This window comes from Cohnella sp. AR92 (assembly GCF_003990975.1).
In the GTDB taxonomy this organism is placed as follows: domain Bacteria; phylum Bacillota; class Bacilli; order Paenibacillales; family Paenibacillaceae; genus Cohnella.
The window spans coordinates 462954-482152 of the sequence record NZ_RZJR01000001.1; the positions used below are offsets into that span (position 1 = coordinate 462954).

Below are 19199 nucleotides of genomic sequence, written 5' to 3' on the forward strand. Positions count from 1 at the left end.
CGCGCCATTTAGCCGGTTTTCTGAGAAATATATTCGAAAAATCGAATCCATTGGCCAACCCGACCGACTTAGAGAAGATTGGACATTCCGTTTGTTCACATTATTCACTATTCAAAGCTACGACCAAATAGGAGGAACTTACCCATGGAACAATTGCGCAATCAAGATCCCGAGATCGTCAAGGCTCTTAACCTGGAGCTGGGCCGCCAACGCAACAACCTGGAGCTGATCGCTTCGGAGAATATCGTCAGCGAAGCCGTCATGCAAGCAATGGGCACGGTTCTGACGAACAAGTACGCGGAAGGCTATCCGGGCAAGCGTTACTACGGCGGCTGCGAGTACGTCGACATTCCGGAAGAGATCGCCCGCAACCGCGCGAAGGAGCTGTTCGGCGCCGAGCATGCGAACGTTCAGCCCCACTCCGGCGCTCAAGCGAACCTTGCCGTCTACCTGGCGGCGCTGAAGCCGGGCGATACGGTTCTCGGCATGAACCTGGCGCACGGCGGCCACCTGACGCACGGCAGCCCGGTCAACGCTTCCGGCTTGCTCTATAACTTCGTGGCTTACGGCGTCAACGAGCAAACGTTCCGCATCGATTACGACGAAGTGCGCAAGCTTGCCTTCAAGCATCGTCCTCGCCTGATCGTTGCCGGCGCTTCCGCTTACCCGCGCACGATCGACTTCGAGACGCTGGGCAAGATCGCGCAAGACGTGGGCGCCCTCTTCATGGTCGATATGGCGCACATCGCCGGACTGGTAGCCGGCGGCCAGCACCCGAGCCCGGTTCCGCATGCGCACTTCGTCACGACGACGACGCACAAGACGCTTCGCGGACCTCGCGGCGGCATGATCCTGTGCCGTCAGCCGTGGGCTGCGGCTATCGACAAGGCCGTATTCCCGGGAACGCAAGGCGGTCCGCTGATGCACGTGATCGCATCGAAGGCGGTTGCTCTCGGCGAAGCCCTTCAGCCTTCCTTCAAGGAATATGCGGCTAACGTCGTGAACAACGCGAAGGTGCTGGCCGACACGCTGCTGGCCGAAGGCCTCAACCTCGTGTCCGGCGGCACGGACAACCACCTCATGCTGGTCGATACCCGCAACCTCGGCATCTCCGGCAAGGATGCGGAGCATGTCCTGGACTCCGTCGGCATCACGGTCAACAAGAACGCCATTCCTTACGATCCGACGAGCCCGTTCGTCACGAGCGGCATCCGGATCGGCACGCCGGCCGTCACTTCCCGCGGCATGGACGCGGAAGCGATGAAGACGATGGGCAAGATCATCTCGCTGACGCTGAAGAACTCCAAGGACGAAGCGGTGCTGGCGCAAGCCCGCGGCATGGTCAGCGCCCTGAGCGATCAATTCCCGCTGTACCCGGGCCTGTCTTACTAAGGTCTCGATCCCTTATTGCATTCTGAAGCTCTTCGCGAGCTTTCGCCCTCTGTTCGGCCGTACGCGCCGGACAGGGGGCTTCTTAATGCGACAAGAACCCGGAATGCGCATGTCACCTAATCCGAAGGTGGAGAATAGGATGACATCGCGAGGCGAATTTGCGATTGACGCTGCCGTTTGGCAAAAGGTATACTAAGATTACGCTTAATTTCGGGCGACTTGCCTGGAAGCGGGGGAACCAATCTTAGGGGCGAATTGCATCTTGCTTCGGTGAGAGAGCATAGGGGACCATCTTACCCGAGTCCGTCAGCTAACCTCGTAAGCAGTAGATGGGTCAATCAATCACATTTTATTCAACTTATTGACCCTGTTTAAGGGTCTTTTCTGCGTTCTACGGACCCTATGCTGGCTAAGCGCACCGTTGCCCTGCCGCCCAGGGTCCTTTTGTATCTTCGGAAGGAGCAGAGGCGGGACAATCACTTGGACAAGGAGGATGATGCAAGATGACATGTCCACATGATTTCGCGCAGAACGGTCTCGGCGAGCAAGCGGACGGCTTCGAGCCTGCGATGATCGAATCGCCGCAAGCGGAGACGTTCGAAGAATGGAATGAAGCCGATAGAGTCGATACGCCGCCGGATCTCCCTAGAGAGCCGGTTGCCTATCTGCACGTAAACCGTTCGACCGTGCTACTGAGAAACTTGGAGACGGCCGACCTCTCGGACGCCATGTCCTATATTCGCAGCCATAAACCGATCAATCATGTTCATCTGGCCGGCTCGGATTGCTTCCGGCTGCCGCGCGGGCGGCTGGAGGAGATCGTCGCCTCCCTCCGGCAGATCGACCATGTGCAGATGATTCGCCTGCATTCGCGGGTGCCGATCTCGGAGCCTTCCCGCATCAACGGCAACAAGGCGCTGCTCGACCTGATCGGACTTCATTCCAAGCCGGGGAAGAGCATCTACATGATGGTCAAGATCCGGCACCCGAAGGAGATTACGGACGAGGTTATCGCGGCTTTCCGAGCGTTGCATGAAGCGGGGGCCAATCTGATCGCGGAGATTCCGATGCTTCGAGGGGAGAACGATAGCGCCGATACGCTGTCCCAGCTCATGAATCTGCTGACTCGGGCGAGCGTGATTCCTTACCAATTCATCTTGGAGCGGCCGGCGCAGGGGCAGGAGGAGCAGGCGCTCGATCTGGCTCGGGCTTACCGGTTGACGGAAGCGGTGAAGACGAGGACGATGGGACTCGGAAGAAGAATTCGCCTCTCGCTCGTTCGCACGGACGGGTTGATGGAAGTGCTCGCCGTCGAGGACGGCAAAGCTTATATCAAGTGGCATTCTTCTCCGGAGGAAGTCGGCGGCCGGTTCCTGATCGTAGACGCCGATAAGCAATCGCTATGGGCGGACGATTGGGAGCAGGCGGCGTCCAGCGCGGACGAAGAGGAATCCGGGCCGAGGAAGCCCGCGGCCGATATCGAATTGAGGCCGGGCTACTTGCCGAGCAAGAAGTCGTACCTCAAAACCCCGCATGAAATACCCGATTAAAACTTATGCTAGAAGGCGGAAGCCTTCGCTACTCGCAGAGCTCCTTCGGCATCCAACGGTGACGAAGGAGTTTTTGCTTGCTTGAAACGAAACCCTTCGATTTCTTGAGCGTATTACGCTGTATAAGAAACGGGGAAAACAATCCCCTAGGGAGGAAAATGAACAATGGCAATCTTCAAGAGGCTTCGCGACCTTACGATGTCCAATATCAATGCGCTTATCGACAAGGCAGAGGATCCGATCAAGATGACGGATCAATATTTGCGGGATATGCAGGAGGACCTCGAGGAAGCGGAGAAGGCGGTAGCCGCCCAGATCGCTCTCGAGAAGAAGTTCAAGCAGCTGTACGAAGAGCAAGCGGCTCTCGTTCAGAAGCGCGACGAGCAAGCGAACATCGCGGCTCAGAACAAGAACATCGATCTCGCCAGACGCGCCCTTGAAGAGAAGAAAGGCGCCGAACAGAAAGCCTCCGAATACAAAGCCAGCTGGGATCAGAACAAAGCGGCCGCCGACCGGCTCCGCGAGAAGCTCGACGAGATGCGCAAGCAATTCACCGAGCTGAAGAACAAGCGGGAGACGCTGGTTGCGCGCGCGAACGCCGCGAAGGCGCAAGCCGAGATCAACAAGGCGATGTCGGGCTTCGGATCCGATTCCGCGCTCTCCGGCCTGAAGCGGATGGAAGAGAAAGTGCTTCAGATGGAAGCCCACGCGGAAGCGACCGAAGAGCTCAGCGGATCGAAGGGCAAGTCGCTGGACGAGGAATTCGAAGCGCTGGGCAAGGACAAAGCGGTCGAAGACGAACTGGCCGCCCTGATGAAGAAGTACGAATAAGAAGCGACCCCCTCGGGGGTTTCTTTCTTTATGATTATTTGACGCTGTCGAAGGGGAGACCTCTCATTGACGTTTAACGAGATCCTGGGAACGCTGGTATGGACCGCCGCCGGCGCCGTGCTGCTGTTTATTCTGATGACCATCGACGCCATGTTCACGAAGTATCGCGACCTCGAAGAGATGAAGAACGGCAACACGGCCGTGACGGTCCGTTTCGTGCTGAAGCTCGCCGCGCAAGGGTATATTCTGTCCCGGTCGATCGTCACGTCGGACGATCTGTGGGAAGCGCTGCTCGTCTCCTTCATCTCGTTCGTTATCCTCTTTATTCTGGAAGGGATCGTGGAGGCGGTACTGAAGGCTCTCGCCGATCTTCGGCTGGACGAAGGCGTGAAGAAGGGCATCGTCGGTTACGGCCTGATCGCCGGATCGTTGCACGGCGTCGGTGCGCTGATTATCGGCGCATGCCTGTAACGGCGCGCGGGAAGGAGGACCGAGCATGAGCTTGTTTCAGAGAGTGAAGAACCTGTTGAAGAAGCCGGAGCCGCTGAAGCCGGAACGAAGCGTTCTTACGCTTGGCCCGGGAGACGTCATCGAGGTGTCGCTGGTTACGTATCAGATTACGGGAAGGACGAGGCCGGTTAACCGCGATGCGGTGTGGCTCACGCTCCGCGACGGAGCGGATATTCGCTATTTAAGCATCGAGGAGAGGGAGCGCACGATCTATGGCCTCTTCTCCGTTATCGACGGACGCCTCGATTCGGTGGATGAGGTGCCGACGGAGATCGAACTGGACGGCGTCCAATATTATTTGGACGAGCAATTCTATTCCCGGATTCTGGACGACGGCAGCACGCCGTTCTCCTCCGCCGGGGGGGATCTGCACGTCTGGAATTACCAGTCGGACGGGCGCAAGCTGCTGAGGATCGAGTGGCAGAACGGCCGATTCATGCTGTATGAAGGGGAATCGATTCTTCCTGCGGACGTCGAGTGGCTCCGGGGAGGCTCTTGATGGAGTCCCGTCGCCGCAAGTGGACTTCCTGGATTCATCTGTCCGTCATTCTTGCGCTTGTCGTTACGCTGCTGTCGGCATGCGGAACCGTCAACGTCGAGGAGAGTTACCCGCTTGAATCCGTGAACGGAAGCGGCAGCACGACTTCGTATGTCTATCGGGCAGCCGGGCAGACGGTTCCCGAGGTGGCCGCGGAGCTCGCGGCCAAGCAGAAGCCGCAGCAGCAATCCCCCGAGGACGAGGAGCGGATGTTCCTTGTCTACTCGGATCAGGTCATCCACGTTCAGAAGGATGAGAGCCATCCGGAAGACACGCTGATCGAAGTCGACAGCAAGGATTATGTGCGCCAGAACTACAGCCCGTCCTTCTTGGAGGGCTATCTGCTCGCGAGCTTTATCGGCAGCTTGTTCGATTCCGTGCCGTCCCGGAGCTATGGCGACTACCGGGGCTACGGAAGCCAGACGACGAAGCCGCCGAAGACCGGCACGTACCGCGCTCCGACGGCCAGCGACACCAAAGCCGCGCCTCCGATGACGGTGACGAGGAAGGGGTCTATCTTTAAACGAGGGACTTCTTCCGACGGAGGGGGAGCGGGCTCGGACGGCCTCTTCGGCAAGAAGCCGCAGGATTATTCGAAGAGCTCCGGGACGTCCGGGAGAATTACGCGCAACAAGAACGGCGGCTCGGGCAGCTCCGGCTCTTCCGGTTGGCTGAATCCGCGCAAGTCTTCTCCGAGGACGAAATTCGGAGGCTCGGGACGAATATCCAGACGAAGGTGACGGCTAACAACAAAAGAGGTGCGGCGGGATTTTCTCCTGCCGCACCTCTATTTGCATGGTTTTTGAAACCGCGGAGAAGGATAAACATGGCAGCAATCAGATGAGGAGCGTTATAACCAGAAGCTCGAAAAGGACTAGCGTGGTGATGGCGGCGGCCTGATAAGGGTTGTAGAAACGCTGCCCATCCGGCGCGCTCTGCGGCGGCTGAGTCATCAGATGAAGGTGGCAGCCGTCCGTTCCGACGATCACTCCTTCATACGTATGCCCGTCGATCGTCTGAACTCGGACGGGGCGGTTGTAATGCCGGCCGCACAGCTCGGAGAGATGCCGGCGGTTCTTCTTCACTTGTTCGACCCAAGGGTTCTCGGCTTTGTAAAGGACGGTATGGCTTCCTTGGTTGACGCTTCTGACGCTCATGGGCATTCCTCCCTGGTTTTCTGCTACTAAGCTATGCGGCAGCCCGGATTGCGGTGACAGCCAACTACGTCAACATTCATTCTTGCGGGATGGAGTGCGCATGCAGGGAGACAATGTTATAATGGACACGCAAGAAGTACGGAAGGGGAGAAACCTTTGGGTCGTTTTATCATCTGCGATCACCCGTTGATCCAGCACAAAGTGACATTTCTACGCGACAAAAATACAGACACCAAACAATTCCGCGAACTGGTGGACGAACTCTCGACATTGATGGCTTACGAAGTGACTCGAGACATCCCGCTGGAGACGGTTACGGTAGAGACGCCGGTCTCCACGGCCGAAGGCAAGGTCGTTGCCGGCCGCATGCTGGGCCTTATTCCGATTCTGCGCGCCGGACTCGGGATGGTGGAGGGCATGCTGAAGCTGCTGCCTTCCGCGAAGGTAGGCCATATCGGGCTTTACCGCGATCCGGAGACGCTGAAGCCGGTTGAATATTATTTCAGCGTGCCTTCCGACGTAACGGAACGCGAGCTTATCGTCTTGGATCCGATGCTGGCGACCGGCGGTTCGGCGATCGCGGCGATCGAGTCGCTGAAGAAGCGCGACTGCCGCCCGACGAAGCTGGTGTGCCTGATCGCCGCTCCTGAAGGAGTCAAGGCGGTTCAGGACGCGCATCCGGATATCGATATCTACGTGGCGGCTCTTGATCAGTACCTGAACGATCACGGCTATATTGTTCCGGGCTTGGGCGACGCTGGCGATCGTCTGTATGGAACGAAGTAACCGGGATTCCGGGACGGCTGGGGGAGGCTACCGACGTGAGTGCGATTAAAGTGATGACCATATTCGGAGTTCGGCCGGAAGCGATCAAGATGGCTCCGCTTATTCTCGAGCTTCAGAAGTATCCGGGGTTGATTGAGCCGATCGTATGCGTAACGGCTCAGCATCGCCAGATGCTCGACCAAGTTCTGGAGGTGTTCCGGATAAAGCCGGATTACGACCTCGACATCATGCAGGCGCAGCAGACGCTGAACGACATCTCGATTCGGGTCCTGCAAGGCTTGGAGCCCGTCCTTCGGGAGGCGAAGCCCGATCTGGTTCTGGTTCACGGCGATACGCTGACCACGTTCCTGGCCAGCTATGCGTCGTTCCTGCAGCAGATCAAGGTCGGGCATGTCGAAGCCGGCCTCCGTACGTGGAACAAGCTTGCTCCGTATCCGGAAGAGATGAACCGGCAGCTGACGGGCGTGCTGGCGGACCTCCACTTCGCGCCGACGAGTTGGTCGGCGGGCAACCTCCGCAAGGAGAACAAGTCCGAGGAGAACATCTATATTACGGGCAATACGGTAACCGACGTGTTCCAATACACGGTTACGAAGGACTTCCGCCACCCGGTGCTCGACTGGGCGCAGGGCAAGCGGCTGATCCTGATGACCGCGCACCGCAGGGAAGCGCAGGGCGAGCCGCATCGCCGGATCTTCGAGGCGGTCAAGCGGATCGCCGACGAGTTCGAGGATATCGCGATCGTTTATCCGGTTCATCCGAGCCCGGCGGTAAAGGAGCCCGCTCAGAGGATTCTGGGGGACCATCCGAGAATCAAGCTGATCGAGCCGCTGGATGTGGTGGAGCTGCATAACTTCTATCCTCACGCGACCCTGATCCTGACCGACTCCGGCGGCCTTCAGGAAGAAGCGCCGTCTTACGGCGTTCCCGTGCTCGTGCTGCGGGAAACCACCGAACGTCCCGAAGGGATCGAAGCGGGAACGCTCGAGCTGGTGGGAACCGAGGAAGAAGCGGTTTACAGCCGAACCAAAGCGCTGCTGACCGATTCCGAGCTGTATGCGCGGATGAGCCGGTCGGCGAACCCTTACGGCGACGGACAAGCCTCCCGAAGAATCGCCGAAGCGATTCTTCACCATTTCGGCAAGGGAGACCGGCCGGATTCTTTCCGCGCTTGAGGGACTCTCTAAATTCCAAGAACGGCTTCGAAAGCCGGCCCGATCAGCGACTAATCGGGTCGGCTTTTCCAGATATTATCGGAAAGCCCGGTTGATACATACAGTATACAGTGCAACTGTACGGTTAGGAAAACGGAGAAACCGCGCCGTTACGCGGTTTTCCAGGGGTCAGTTCACATAATATTAATATTTAGGCGAATTGACAAGGCAGTCTGGCGACGATACAATATAACGGGAACGTAGGGGGAGAAAGGGCTTACTTTAGCACTTTTTCAATAAACCGAAAGGCGTCGAAGGAGTGGATAGATGTGCCAGAATCCCGACGTCAGCCGCCTTTGCCGCCGGATGAGAATCCTTGGCGGGCTGCCGGTCTCGTCACCGCACTGGGCGCGGAACTCGCCGTTTGCGTTGGACTGGGATGGTGGCTTGGGGCGGTAATTGACCGCGATAACGGAACGGACTATTGGTACCTCATCGGTCTTGTGGCCGGATTGGTGGCCGGAATCGGTTCCGCTATTGCCCTGATTCGGAAGTTCGCAGGAGAAAGGCGAAAGTAATGAACGAACTACCCGATCTGCTCAAACGCGTTTCCAGAATTGCGTTCTTTTTTTTGTCCATGGGTTGTCTGGGGTGGGCTGTCTGGCCCGCTTACCAGAATGTATTCGGAGGGTTCATGATCGGCGTGATCGGCGGCATGGCGATCTCCTGGCATCTTGCCTGGAAGCTCGTCAGAATCGGCGATTCGGTCGTATCTGGACGCAAGCCCCGTTCCGGGTTGGGATTCGTCACCCGGGCGTGCATCGGCCTCCTGGCCGGAGTCATCTCCGTTCGCATGCTGGAGTTTAATCTGGCGGCAACGGTAACGGGAATAATTGCGTCGCCGATGGCAACACTCGTATTGGGTCTAATCTCCAGAAGTCGTCGCTCGGACGGCCATCCCACAGATGAAAGGGGTGAGAAACACTAACATGGAACACATTGCGCCAATCGTAATTATCGGCGGTCAGAAGGTCGACCTCTCTGCGATCATCATGATGGTAGTGACCAGTATTATTGTCTTTGTTCTGGCGCGTTTGTCGATTCGCAAGATGTCGGTAGAGAACCCCGGCAAGCTGCAGAATTTCATGGAGTGGGTCGTCGAGTTCGTTAGCAACATCATCGGCATGGCTACGGACTTCAAAAGAGGTAAGGTTTACCTCAGTCTTGGCCTGACGCTGATCATGTACATCTTCGTCGGCAACATGCTCGGTCTGCCGTTCAACTTTATTACCGAAGCTCATCATGGGCATGCGACATTCCTCGGAATGGACCTGTTCATGGATGGCAAGGACGAAGCCGAATTCGCTTGGTGGAAGTCGCCGACAGCCGATGCCGCAATGACGATGGCTTTGGCGCTTACGGTTATCGTGCTCTCTCATATTCAAGGGATTCGCCATAATCGCAAGCACTACTTCAAGCACTACGTTCAGCCGTGGTCGTTCTTCCTGCCGATCAACATCATCGAGACGGTGGCGAAGCCATTGACGCTCGGTTTGCGGCTTTACGGTAACATCTATGCCGGCGAAGTCATGATCTCCGTCATCCTCGGGATGGGGTGGGTCGGAATTCCGGCAATGCTCGTATGGCAAGGCTTCAGCGTCTTCGTCGGCGCTATCCAGGCTTTCGTATTCACGATGCTGACGATGGTTTACATCGGTCAATACAGCATTCACGAAGAAGATCATTGATCTAAACTACATTTCAACCAATTTGAGGAGGATTTACACACATGGAAATTTATGCACTGTTAGCAGCAGCTATCGTATTCGGTCTCGGCGCACTGGGCGCAGGTATTGGTAACGGTTTGATCTTCAGCAAGACGGTAGAAGGCATCTCCCGCCAACCGGAGCTTCGCGGCTCGCTGCAAACGACTGCGTTCATCGGCGTAGGTCTCGTAGAAGCACTGCCGATCATCTCCCTGGTTCTGGCTTTCATCTTCATGTCGAAGTAAGCAATCGAATGAATAACGTTAGGCGCGGAGAGCGTATTGCCTCCACGCCTTCATTATGGAATCAGCGATTGAGATTCATCTCAGCAACAAGGTGAAAGGAGTGGGCTACCGGTGAGCATTAACTGGACTAGTTTTGTCATCCAGGTCGTGTCTTTCGGCATTTTGTTTTTGCTTTTGTCGAAGTTTGCTTTCGGACCGTTGTTCGGCATCATGGAGAAGCGCCGCCAACTGGTGAAGGAACAAATCGACGGCGCCGAGAAGAGCCGCACGGATGCGGAACGTTATCTGGAAGAACAGAAGCAAGCGCTGCAACAAGCGCGCAAGGAAGCTTACGATATTATCGAACTGGCGAAGACGACCGGTTCGAAGCAAGCCGACGACATCGTAGAAGCGGCTCGCAGCGAAGCCAATCGCTTGAAAGAAGAAGCCGTTCGCGAGATCGAGAGCGAGAAGAACAAAGCGATCGCCTCCGTCAAGGCGCAAGTCAGCGGATTGTCCGTGCTGATTGCTTCCAAGATCATCGAGAAGCAAGTCGACGAGAAGACGCAAGGCGAGCTTGTTGACAAATATCTGCAAGAAGTAGGGACGAAGTCATGAGCCGCAGCAGCGTAGTCGCCAAGCGTTACGCCAAGGCGATCTTCGATATCGCCAGAGACCAGAACCTGGTCTCCGAGACGGAGACTCAGTTGAAGCAGATCGTGGACGCGCTCGAGAAGAATCCTGACTTTAAGACATTCCTCTCTTCGCCAAGCATTCTGCCCGAGACCAAGATCAAGGCTCTCGAAGGCTCGTTCGGAGGCAAGCTGCTCCCGTTCATCGTGAACTCGGTAGGGCTCCTCATCGAACGAGGACGTCAGAACGAATTGCCTGCGGTTGTAGACGCTTATCTCGAAGTGGCCGGCAACGCGATCGGCCGCGCCGACGCTTACGTCGCTTCCGCTCAACCGCTTACGCTTAATGAGAAAGACCAATTGGCCAAGAAATTCGGCGCTTTGCTCGGCAAGACGGTCCGCGTGCACGACACGGTCGATTCGTCCTTGCTCGGGGGATTAACGGTGCGCATCGGGGACACGCTCTATGACGGCAGTCTTCGCACGAAGCTAAACCGTTTGGACAAAGCGCTGCAATCGTCGGCTAAATAGACAGGGGTGAACGAATTGAGTATCCGTCCTGAGGAAATCAGCACGCTGATCAAACAACAGATTGAACAATATCAATCCGATATTCAAGTCGTGGACGTCGGTACGGTCATCCAAGTTAGTGACGGTATTGCGCGCGTACACGGTTTGGAGAACGCGATGGCAGGCGAACTGCTCGAGTTCGCCGACGGCACCGTGGGCATGGCTCTCAACCTTGAAGAGAGCAATGTCGGTGTCGTTATCATGGGTCCTTACACGGGCATCCGCGAAGGCGACCAAGTCAAGCGTACCGGCCGCGTTATGGAAGTTCCGGTAGGCGAAGCCCTGCTCGGCCGCGTCGTTAACGCTCTGGGTCAGCCGGTTGACGGCGAAGGCCCGATCAAGACGACGAAGACTCGTCCGGTCGAATCTCCGGCTCCGGGCGTTATGGCCCGTAAGTCCGTACACGAACCGATGCAAACCGGCATCAAGGCGATCGACGCCATGATCCCGATCGGCCGCGGCCAACGCGAGCTCATCATCGGCGACCGTCAAACCGGTAAGACCGCCATCGCTATCGATACGATCGTTAACCAGAAGGGCAACGGCGTTATCTGTATCTACGTGGCAATCGGCCAGAAGCAATCGACGGTTCGTAACGTAGTCGAATCCCTGCGTCGCTCAGGCGCGCTGGAATACACGATCGTCGTTACGGCGAGTGCTTCCGAGCCTTCTCCGCTCCTCTATGTCGCTCCTTACACCGGTTGCGCGATGGGCGAAGAATTCATGTACAACGGCAAGCACGTCCTGATCGTTTATGACGATCTGTCCAAGCAAGCTGCCGCATACCGCGAAATGTCCCTGCTGCTCCGCCGTCCTCCGGGCCGCGAAGCCTTCCCGGGCGACGTCTTCTATTTACACTCCCGTCTTCTCGAGCGCGCGGCCAAGCTGAACGACGAGCTCGGCGGCGGTTCCATGACCGCTCTTCCGTTCATCGAGACGCAAGCCGGCGACGTATCGGCTTACATCCCGACGAACGTTATCTCCATCACGGACGGTCAGATCTTCCTGGAAGCCGACCTGTTCTATTCCGGTCAACGTCCTGCCGTTAACGTCGGTATCTCCGTATCCCGCGTAGGCGGCTCGGCACAGACGAAGGCGATGAAGAAGGTTGCGGGCACGCTCAAGACCGACTTGGCTCAATACCGCGAGCTGGCTGCGTTCGCCGCATTCGGCTCCGACCTCGATAAAGTCACGCAATCCCGCCTCGACCGCGGCGTGCGTACTCTCGAAATCCTGAAGCAAGGCATCAACGTTCCGATGCCGTTCGAACGTCAAGTGCTCTCCTTGTACATCGTAACAAGAGGCCACGCGGACAGCATTCCGGTACAGGACGTTCTTCGCTTCGAACAGGAATTCCTGGCTTATGTAGATGCGAACAAGGCGGAGATCCTCGCTAACATTCGCGATACGAAAGACCTGACTTCCGACAACGAGAAGGCTCTCGTCGAAGCGATCGGCGCTTTCAAGAAGGGCTTCGCTACGACAGCTTAATCTCAGGCACCAAAGGTCTGAATAGTTTGCGCGGGCTTCCTTCGGTCTCCCGAAGGAAGCCTGGCAATAAGGTGGTGACATGAATGGCTAAAGGAATGCGCGAGATTAAGCGTAAGATCAAGAGTACGCAGAATACGAAGCAGATCACCAAAGCGATGGAGATGGTCGCGGCATCCAAGCTGAGACGCGCTCAGAACGCCGCGCTCGCCAGCCGTCCTTATTCCGATAAGCTGAAGGAAGTCGTTGCGAGCATCGCGACGAGCGGATCGAGCGTGAAGCACCCGATGCTCGAGAGCCGTCCGATCAAGCGCAGCGCTTATCTGGTAATCACTTCCGACCGCGGTCAAGCCGGCGGCCTGAACTCCAACCTGCTGAAGAAGCTCTTGGAGACGCTGAAGGAGAAGCACAAGTCGCAAGACGAATTCTCCTTGTTCGTCATCGGACGCAAGGGCTACGACTTCTTGGTCCGCCGCAAATACACGGTTCAACAAGAAGCAATCGGCGTTCCGGATTCTCCGACCTTCGCGGATATCAAGTCGATTGCGTCTGCCGCGGTTAACGGGTTCGAGAACGGATCTTACGACGAGCTCTTCGTTGTTTACAACCGCTTTGTCAATGCGGTCACTCAGATCCCGACCCTCAAGCAGATGCTTCCGCTTGACGCGTCTGAGTTCAGCAAGAAGGAATCCGGCGCATCGGCGCTCTATGAGTATGAGCCGGAACCGGAAGCGATTCTGGACGTGCTCCTGCCTAAGTATGCGGAGACGCTCGTATTCAGCTCGCTGCTCGAGAACAAGGCGAGCGAGTTCGGCGCGCGCATGACGGCGATGAGCAGCGCGACGAAGAACGCGACGAAGATGATCAACGAGCTTACCCTGCACTATAACCGTGCTCGCCAAGCAGCGATTACTCAAGAAATTACGGAAATCGTCGGCGGAGCGAACGCGATTAGTTAACGGATATATCGGTTCATAATGAAGTTACAGGAGGGACACGAATGAGCAAGGGACGTATCGTTCAGGTCTTGGGACCAGTCGTCGACATCGAGTTCGACCATGGACATCTGCCTGACATCCTGAACGCAATCCAAATCCATCAAACCGGCGACAAAGAGGTTAAGCTGACGGTTGAAGTCGCTCAGCATCTGGGCGACAACCTCGTGCGCGCAATCGCGATGTCGTCTACCGACGGTCTTGTAAGAGGCACGGAAGCGGTCGACACGGGCAAGCCGATCTCCGTACCGGTAGGTCCGGCAACGCTGGGACGCGTATTCAACGTCCTGGGCGACCCGATCGACAACCATGGCGAAGTGGATCGCACGTTGAACAGCCCGATCCACCGCAAGGCTCCTACGTTCGAAGAACTCTCCACGCAACAAGAAATGCTGGAGACCGGCATCAAGGTTATCGACTTGATCGCTCCTTACGCCAAGGGCGGTAAGGTCGGTCTGTTCGGCGGCGCAGGCGTCGGCAAGACGGTTACGCTGCAAGAGCTTATCCACAACATCGCTTCCGAGCACGGCGGTATCTCCGTATTCGCCGGCGTCGGCGAACGTACCCGCGAAGGTAACGACCTCTATCACGAAATGACGGATTCCGGCGTTATCGACAAGACCGCGATGGTCTTCGGCCAGATGAACGAGCCTCCGGGCGCGCGTCTTCGCGTTGCTCTGTCGGGCCTGACGATGGCGGAATACTTCCGCGACCAAGAAGGACGCGACGTTCTTCTTCTGATCGATAACATCTTCCGCTTCACGCAAGCTGGTTCCGAAGTATCCGCCCTTCTGGGCCGTATGCCTTCGGCCGTAGGTTACCAGCCTACGCTTGCTACGGAGATGGGCCAATTGCAAGAACGGATCACCTCCACGAAGAAAGGTTCCGTTACGTCCATCCAAGCAATCTACGTACCGGCGGACGATTACACCGACCCGGCTCCGGCAACGGCGTTTGCTCACTTGGACTCCACGACGAACCTGGAGCGTAACATCGCGGCAATGGGTATCTTCCCGGCCGTTGACCCGCTGGCTTCTTCTTCCCGGATTCTGACTCCTGAAGTCGTTGGCGAAGAGCACTACAACGTTGCTCAAGCCGTTAAGCGACTGCTGCAGCGTTATAAGGAACTTCAAGATATCATCGCCATCCTCGGTATGGACGAACTGTCCGAAGATGACAAGCTTGTCGTTCACCGCGCTCGCCGCATTCAATTGTTCCTGTCCCAGCCGCTGCACGTTGCCGCACCGTTTAACGGCATCCCTGGACTGGCTGTTCCGGTTAAGGAAACGGTACGCAGCTTCAAAGAAATTCTTGAAGGCAAGCACGACGATCTTCCAGAACCGGCGTTCCACAACGTCGGTACTATCGAAGATGCCGTGGAGAAGGCGAAAAAGCTCGCACAAGGGCTCTAATCCGCCGCTAAGGAGGAATACCAATGAGCACCTTACGGTTGGAGATTGTAACGCCGGAACGTATCGTTTACGGGGAAGACGTCAACATGGTCGTAGCCCATGGCGTCGCAGGCCAGTTGGGTATTCTGCCTCATCACGTTCCCTTGATCACTCCTCTGAAGATTGCGCCGCTTAAAGTGAAGAAGGGGAACTCGGAAGAGCTCATCGCCGTTCACGGCGGCTTCATGGAAGTGCGCAAGGACAAGGTCGTGATTCTCGCGGAAGCGGCTGAGCAGGTGGCAGACATCGACGTCTCCCGTGCGAACCAAGCGAAGGAACGCGCCGAACAGCGCCTCGCAGGCAAGAACGACCATCTTGATCACAAGAGAGCCGAGCTTGCCCTCCAACGCGCGGTCACGCGTATCCAAACGACCGGTAAATAAATAACTTCATCCGAATCGCCGGCAAGCGGGGTTCCTTCTGGGAACTCAGCTTACCGGCGATTTTTCCATAGACCCTACAAGGAGGCCGTCACATGGAACAAGTGGTCATCGTCGGAGCCGGCCCGTGCGGCTTGTCGGCAGCGGCGGAGCTGCAGGATCAAGGCTTCGATCCGCTTATCATCGAGAAAGAGAACATCGTTCACTCCATTACGCGTTACCCGGCCAACATGCAATTTTTCAGCACGTCCGTCTTGCTTGAGATTGCCGGCGTCCCCTTTACCACCGTTGGGGAAAAGCCTTCCCGTTTGGAGGCTTTGCACTATTACCGGATGGTATCGGAGAGACGGGAATTCCGCATTCGGCGTTACGAGAAGGTCACCGGCGTGAAGCGGCAGGAGGACGGAACCTTTATCGTCTCTTCCGAGGGAAGAGGCGGCAGCGTTCGGGAGACTCCGGCGAGGGCTGTCGTCATAGCGACGGGTTACTTCGATCATCCGAACCGGATCGGCATCCCCGGGGAAGACCTTCCTCATGTTACTCATTTCTTCCGGGAAGCTCACCCTTATGCGGGAACAAAAGTGATCATCATCGGAGGAAGCAATTCGGCCGTCGACGCCGCGCTCGAGCTGGAGAGAGTCGGAGCCAAGGTAACGGTCGTGTACCGCGGAGAATCGGTCTCGGCGAACATCAAGCCTTGGGTTCGTCCCGTCTTCGACGGCAAAGTGGCGAAGGGCTTGATTGAATTGAAGCTGATGAGCCGAGTCGTGGAGATCGGGGACGATTGGGCTCGGATCGAATCGACCGGCGAGAACGAAGGGACTTCCGAGATCATCTCGGCAGACTTCGTGCTGGCGTTGACCGGCTTCCGCCCCGATCGGGGCTTCCTGCGCTCGATGGGAATCGAGGCGCCGGATGGCATTATCCCGCCGACTCATGATCCGGATACGATGGAGACGAACGTTCCCGGCTTGTACCTGGCTGGCGTTGTCTCGACCGGCAGAGATGCCAACGAGATCTTCATCGAGAGCGGACGCTTCCACGGACGGAAGATCGCCCGGCATCTAGCGGAGAAGCAAGCCTGAGAGCCTCGTGTTTGATTCGTATCCGGATTGGGTAAGTTAATCGGGAACGAAGCCATAAGGAGGGAATCCGATATGCCGACTGTCGCAGACAGACTGAACATTCATCTGGCGGATTGGAATCTTCTGTACACGAAGCTCCATCATTATCACTGGTACGTCACGGGCCCTAATTTTCTAGCTTTGCATACGAAGTTCGAGGAGCTGTACGATTACGCCGCTTCATCTCTGGACGAAGTAGCGGAACGGATTCTGGCGATCGGGGGCAAGCCGATCTCGACGCTCAAGCAATACCTCGATCAGACGATGCTTACCGAGGCCGGCAAGGAAAGCACGGCGGATGAGATGCTGAACGCGGTCATTCGCGACTTCCAGACGTTCGTCAGCAGCATGAAGGAAACGACCAAGCTCGCGGACGAATCGGGAGATGCGGTCACGACGGATCTGCTGAACGGACACATGGAAGAACTGCAGAAGCAAATCTGGATGCTGACCGCGACGTCCAAGGGACTGCCGGTCAAGGTTTGAGGGCATCAACTTAATAGGCGGGCATTAGCTAGAAGCGGCGTCAGGAACATTCCTGCGCCGCTTTTTTATTTTTAACATCAAGCTCGAAGCTCTAACGGAAATAGCGGCCCCTTACATCCAAAGAATCGGCAATTTGAAAATCTAACGGAAGCTGGAGCCGTTATTTAGGCGGAATCGATCTATTTTTACTATATCCTCCAGTTTAAGCGTCTCTTATTTCCGTTACATGTTGAAAATCGGCTTTGGAGGCCGCTAAGAGTCTCTCGCTTCCGTTACGGCTCTTATGGTTCTACTTCGCTGATTGGCGGCGGTCGCGCCCTCGTCTCGCAAACGCACTGGATGACCCAACTCGCTTTCGCGCATACCCCTTTTGGAGTAACTTTGGGAGCAAAGTACGACATATTGGCGATATTTAACTTTGGTCAGTAGACAAAATCCACAATAATGCTCCAAAATTAGGTATACTCAAGGGGATCATGTCCTAATTCATCGAAAGATAGGCAGAGGCATAAGAACCAGAACTCCGTTGGATATGGGGTTCGTAAATATGAAGCTAGCAAGGAGAGGGTGGAATCATGAGAAGAACGGGCAAGATCGGGACAATCTTCCTGGGAGCGGCGCTCCTGTCTATGGGGACGGCGGCGGCAGGCGCATCCGCGGCTCCGGATACCGGTTGGACGGCTTCCGCGAAACTTTATGAAGTACATACTTGGGCAGGTCAAGCAGAATGGGGTTCGGACAATGGGGCCTTGCAGAAGGCGACTCTGTTCCGGCCGCGTTCGCTCGCCGAGCTGCCGGACGGGCGTCTGCTCGTCGCCGATACCGGCAATCATCTGCTGCGCGCATTGACCGCCGACTCCGTCTCCGCCTTCGGCGGTTCGATCCTGAGCTACGACGAATCGGGAATGCCGGTAGGCGCATACAGCGACGGGACGATCCGGGATGCTTTCTTTAACGAACCGGCAGGGCTGACCGTCGATGCAACCGGCAATATCTTCGTGGCCGACGCGTCCAATAACGCGATCCGCAAGATATCGGCAAGCGGACAAGTCACGACTCTGGCGGGCAACGGGCTCATCGGCACTGCGGACGGGAAGGGAAGCGACGCGCGCTTCTATTATCCATCGGACGTTGCCGTCAATGCCTCCGGCGACGTTTATGTCGCCGATACCCTGAACAACGCAATCCGCAAGATCGCCGCGGACGGGACGGTGACGACGCTGACGGCTCCGTCCGAGAGAGTCGTTCAGTACTTGCCAGGCGCCGTCGAGACGAGCGGAGACTATTCGGACGGTCCGATCGCTTCGGCCAAGTTCAACGAACCTAGCGGCCTTGTCCTGGATAAGAAGGGGAATCTGTACGTAAGCGACCGCGGGAACAACGTCATTCGCTACGTCGACTTCGCGGCGGGAACGGTCACGACCGTTGCCGGCTCGAAGCCCGTCTACGCGAGCGACAGCCTGTATGCGGACGGGGGATACTCGGATGGAACGGCGCTGGCCGCGAAGTTCGACGCGCCGGAAGGACTGGCTATCGCGCCGGACGGAACGCTTGTTATCGCGGACAGCCTAAACCATGCGATCCGTCTTCTGAAGGACGGCAAGGTGAGTACGCTGGCCGGTGAGGGAACCGAGTTCGGCTCCAATGACGGAGTGGCGTATGCCGCTCATTTCGACCACCCGACGGATGTCGTCGTCCTCTCGGACGGAAGGCTGGCCATTGCGGACGAAGGCGGAAACAAGGTACGGGTGTTGGAGAAATACGGCACGCCTTCCGGGTTCAAGCCGGACGCGACGATTCAGATTCTGCTGAACGGCGAATTGGTGAAGTCGGATGTTCCAGCGTTCGCTAGACATGGAATGACGCTGCTGCCTCTTCGCAGCCTGGGTGAAGCGCTTGGTTATGAAGTTAGCTATGAAGCCGGAACAAAGACGGCCAAGCTCTCGAAGGACGGCATCGTTTATGAGATTAGGGAAGGGATCTCGAAGGTGGAGATGACTTCGGATGGTAGGACGACCGCTATCAACCTGCCTGGAGCTCCGGGAAGCCTCGAAGGCAGATTATTCGTGCCGGTCCGATTCTTCGCGGAACAAGCCGGCTTGGATACCGCATGGGATTCCTCTTCGTCCGTCGTCGTTCTTCGCAGCCCTATTTTCCAATAAGGA

At 56.8% G+C, this 19199-nt stretch carries 22 protein-coding genes and 1 riboswitch; of the genes, 21 read left to right on the plus strand and 1 reads right to left on the minus strand.

The window, feature by feature from the left end:
* Positions 1-144 precede the first annotated feature (144 nt).
* The 6 genes from ELR57_RS02110 to ELR57_RS02135 all read left to right on the plus strand — a co-directional run bounded on the left by ELR57_RS02110 (position 145) and on the right by ELR57_RS02135 (position 5561).
* A complete protein-coding gene (locus ELR57_RS02110) occupies positions 145-1392 on the plus strand; it encodes a serine hydroxymethyltransferase (RefSeq protein ID WP_126956745.1) in 1248 nt (415 codons plus the stop codon).
* 191 nt (positions 1393-1583) lie between these two features.
* Positions 1584-1733: riboswitch (cyclic di-AMP (ydaO/yuaA leader) on the plus strand.
* 162 nt (positions 1734-1895) lie between these two features.
* A complete protein-coding gene (locus ELR57_RS02115) occupies positions 1896-2942 on the plus strand; it encodes a hypothetical protein (RefSeq protein WP_126956747.1) in 1047 nt (348 codons plus the stop codon).
* A gap of 165 nt (positions 2943-3107) precedes the next feature.
* The gene (locus ELR57_RS02120; protein WP_126956749.1) at positions 3108-3773 is read left to right on the plus strand and encodes a PspA/IM30 family protein; all 666 of its coding nucleotides are present in this window, start codon (positions 3108-3110) and stop codon (positions 3771-3773) included.
* A gap of 66 nt (positions 3774-3839) precedes the next feature.
* Positions 3840-4244 (plus strand): DUF350 domain-containing protein, encoded by a 405-nt coding sequence (locus ELR57_RS02125; protein WP_126956751.1) that lies wholly within the window; start codon positions 3840-3842, stop codon positions 4242-4244.
* Between the two features lie 25 nt (positions 4245-4269).
* Positions 4270-4782, plus strand: coding sequence for a DUF4178 domain-containing protein (locus ELR57_RS02130; protein ID WP_126956753.1), 513 nt, complete (start codon positions 4270-4272; stop codon positions 4780-4782).
* The gene (locus ELR57_RS02135; protein ID WP_126956755.1) at positions 4782-5561 is read left to right on the plus strand and encodes a DUF4247 domain-containing protein; all 780 of its coding nucleotides are present in this window, start codon (positions 4782-4784) and stop codon (positions 5559-5561) included. The genes ELR57_RS02130 and ELR57_RS02135 overlap by 1 nt, the downstream gene beginning before the upstream one ends.
* 96 nt (positions 5562-5657) lie before the next feature.
* Here the strand turns inward: ELR57_RS02135 and ELR57_RS02140 are convergent, their stop codons facing one another.
* A complete protein-coding gene (locus ELR57_RS02140; protein WP_126956757.1) occupies positions 5658-5978 on the minus strand; it encodes an acetyl-CoA acetyltransferase in 321 nt (106 codons plus the stop codon).
* 156 nt (positions 5979-6134) lie between these two features.
* Here ELR57_RS02140 and upp point away from each other — a divergent pair, with 156 nt between their 5' ends.
* The 15 genes from upp to ELR57_RS02215 all read left to right on the plus strand — a co-directional run bounded on the left by upp (position 6135) and on the right by ELR57_RS02215 (position 19196).
* Positions 6135-6764 carry a uracil phosphoribosyltransferase gene (gene upp / locus ELR57_RS02145; RefSeq protein WP_126956759.1) on the plus strand — a complete coding sequence of 210 codons (630 nt, stop codon included), beginning with the start codon at positions 6135-6137 and terminating at the stop codon, positions 6762-6764.
* 35 nt (positions 6765-6799) lie between these two features.
* The gene (wecB, locus tag ELR57_RS02150) at positions 6800-7939 is read left to right on the plus strand and encodes a non-hydrolyzing UDP-N-acetylglucosamine 2-epimerase (RefSeq protein ID WP_126956761.1); all 1140 of its coding nucleotides are present in this window, start codon (positions 6800-6802) and stop codon (positions 7937-7939) included.
* 308 nt (positions 7940-8247) lie between these two features.
* A complete protein-coding gene (locus ELR57_RS02155) occupies positions 8248-8496 on the plus strand; it encodes an AtpZ/AtpI family protein (RefSeq protein WP_238162375.1) in 249 nt (82 codons plus the stop codon).
* Positions 8496-8906: an ATP synthase subunit I gene (locus ELR57_RS02160; protein ID WP_126956763.1), complete on the plus strand. Its 411-nt coding sequence runs from the start codon at positions 8496-8498 to the stop codon at positions 8904-8906. Before ELR57_RS02155 ends, ELR57_RS02160 begins: the two co-directional genes overlap by 1 nt.
* Before the next feature lies 1 nt (position 8907).
* Entirely contained in the window at positions 8908-9666 is a 759-nt protein-coding gene (gene atpB, locus ELR57_RS02165; protein WP_126956765.1) for a F0F1 ATP synthase subunit A, read from the plus strand.
* A gap of 41 nt (positions 9667-9707) precedes the next feature.
* The gene (gene atpE, locus ELR57_RS02170; protein WP_126956767.1) at positions 9708-9929 is read left to right on the plus strand and encodes a F0F1 ATP synthase subunit C; all 222 of its coding nucleotides are present in this window, start codon (positions 9708-9710) and stop codon (positions 9927-9929) included.
* A 111-nt stretch (positions 9930-10040) separates the two neighbouring features.
* A complete protein-coding gene (gene atpF, locus ELR57_RS02175; RefSeq protein ID WP_126956769.1) occupies positions 10041-10526 on the plus strand; it encodes a F0F1 ATP synthase subunit B in 486 nt (161 codons plus the stop codon).
* Positions 10523-11071 carry a F0F1 ATP synthase subunit delta gene (locus tag ELR57_RS02180; protein WP_126956771.1) on the plus strand — a complete coding sequence of 183 codons (549 nt, stop codon included), beginning with the start codon at positions 10523-10525 and terminating at the stop codon, positions 11069-11071. The genes atpF and ELR57_RS02180 overlap by 4 nt, the downstream gene beginning before the upstream one ends.
* Positions 11072-11086: 15 nt before the next feature.
* On the plus strand, positions 11087-12601 hold the full coding sequence (gene atpA, locus ELR57_RS02185) for a F0F1 ATP synthase subunit alpha (protein ID WP_126956773.1): 1515 nt from the start codon (positions 11087-11089) through the stop codon (positions 12599-12601).
* An 83-nt stretch (positions 12602-12684) separates the two neighbouring features.
* Positions 12685-13557 carry an ATP synthase F1 subunit gamma gene (gene atpG, locus ELR57_RS02190; RefSeq protein WP_126956775.1) on the plus strand — a complete coding sequence of 291 codons (873 nt, stop codon included), beginning with the start codon at positions 12685-12687 and terminating at the stop codon, positions 13555-13557.
* 41 nt (positions 13558-13598) lie between these two features.
* On the plus strand, positions 13599-15005 hold the full coding sequence (atpD, locus tag ELR57_RS02195) for a F0F1 ATP synthase subunit beta (RefSeq protein WP_126956777.1): 1407 nt from the start codon (positions 13599-13601) through the stop codon (positions 15003-15005).
* 23 nt (positions 15006-15028) lie between these two features.
* Positions 15029-15427, plus strand: coding sequence for a F0F1 ATP synthase subunit epsilon (locus ELR57_RS02200; protein ID WP_126956779.1), 399 nt, complete (start codon positions 15029-15031; stop codon positions 15425-15427).
* 92 nt (positions 15428-15519) lie between these two features.
* A complete protein-coding gene (locus tag ELR57_RS02205; protein WP_126956781.1) occupies positions 15520-16509 on the plus strand; it encodes a YpdA family putative bacillithiol disulfide reductase in 990 nt (329 codons plus the stop codon).
* Between the two features lie 72 nt (positions 16510-16581).
* Positions 16582-17034, plus strand: coding sequence for a Dps family protein (locus tag ELR57_RS02210; RefSeq protein WP_126956783.1), 453 nt, complete (start codon positions 16582-16584; stop codon positions 17032-17034).
* Between the two features lie 575 nt (positions 17035-17609).
* Positions 17610-19196: a stalk domain-containing protein gene (locus tag ELR57_RS02215; RefSeq protein WP_126956785.1), complete on the plus strand. Its 1587-nt coding sequence runs from the start codon at positions 17610-17612 to the stop codon at positions 19194-19196.
* The last annotated feature ends 3 nt before the right edge of the window (positions 19197-19199 follow it).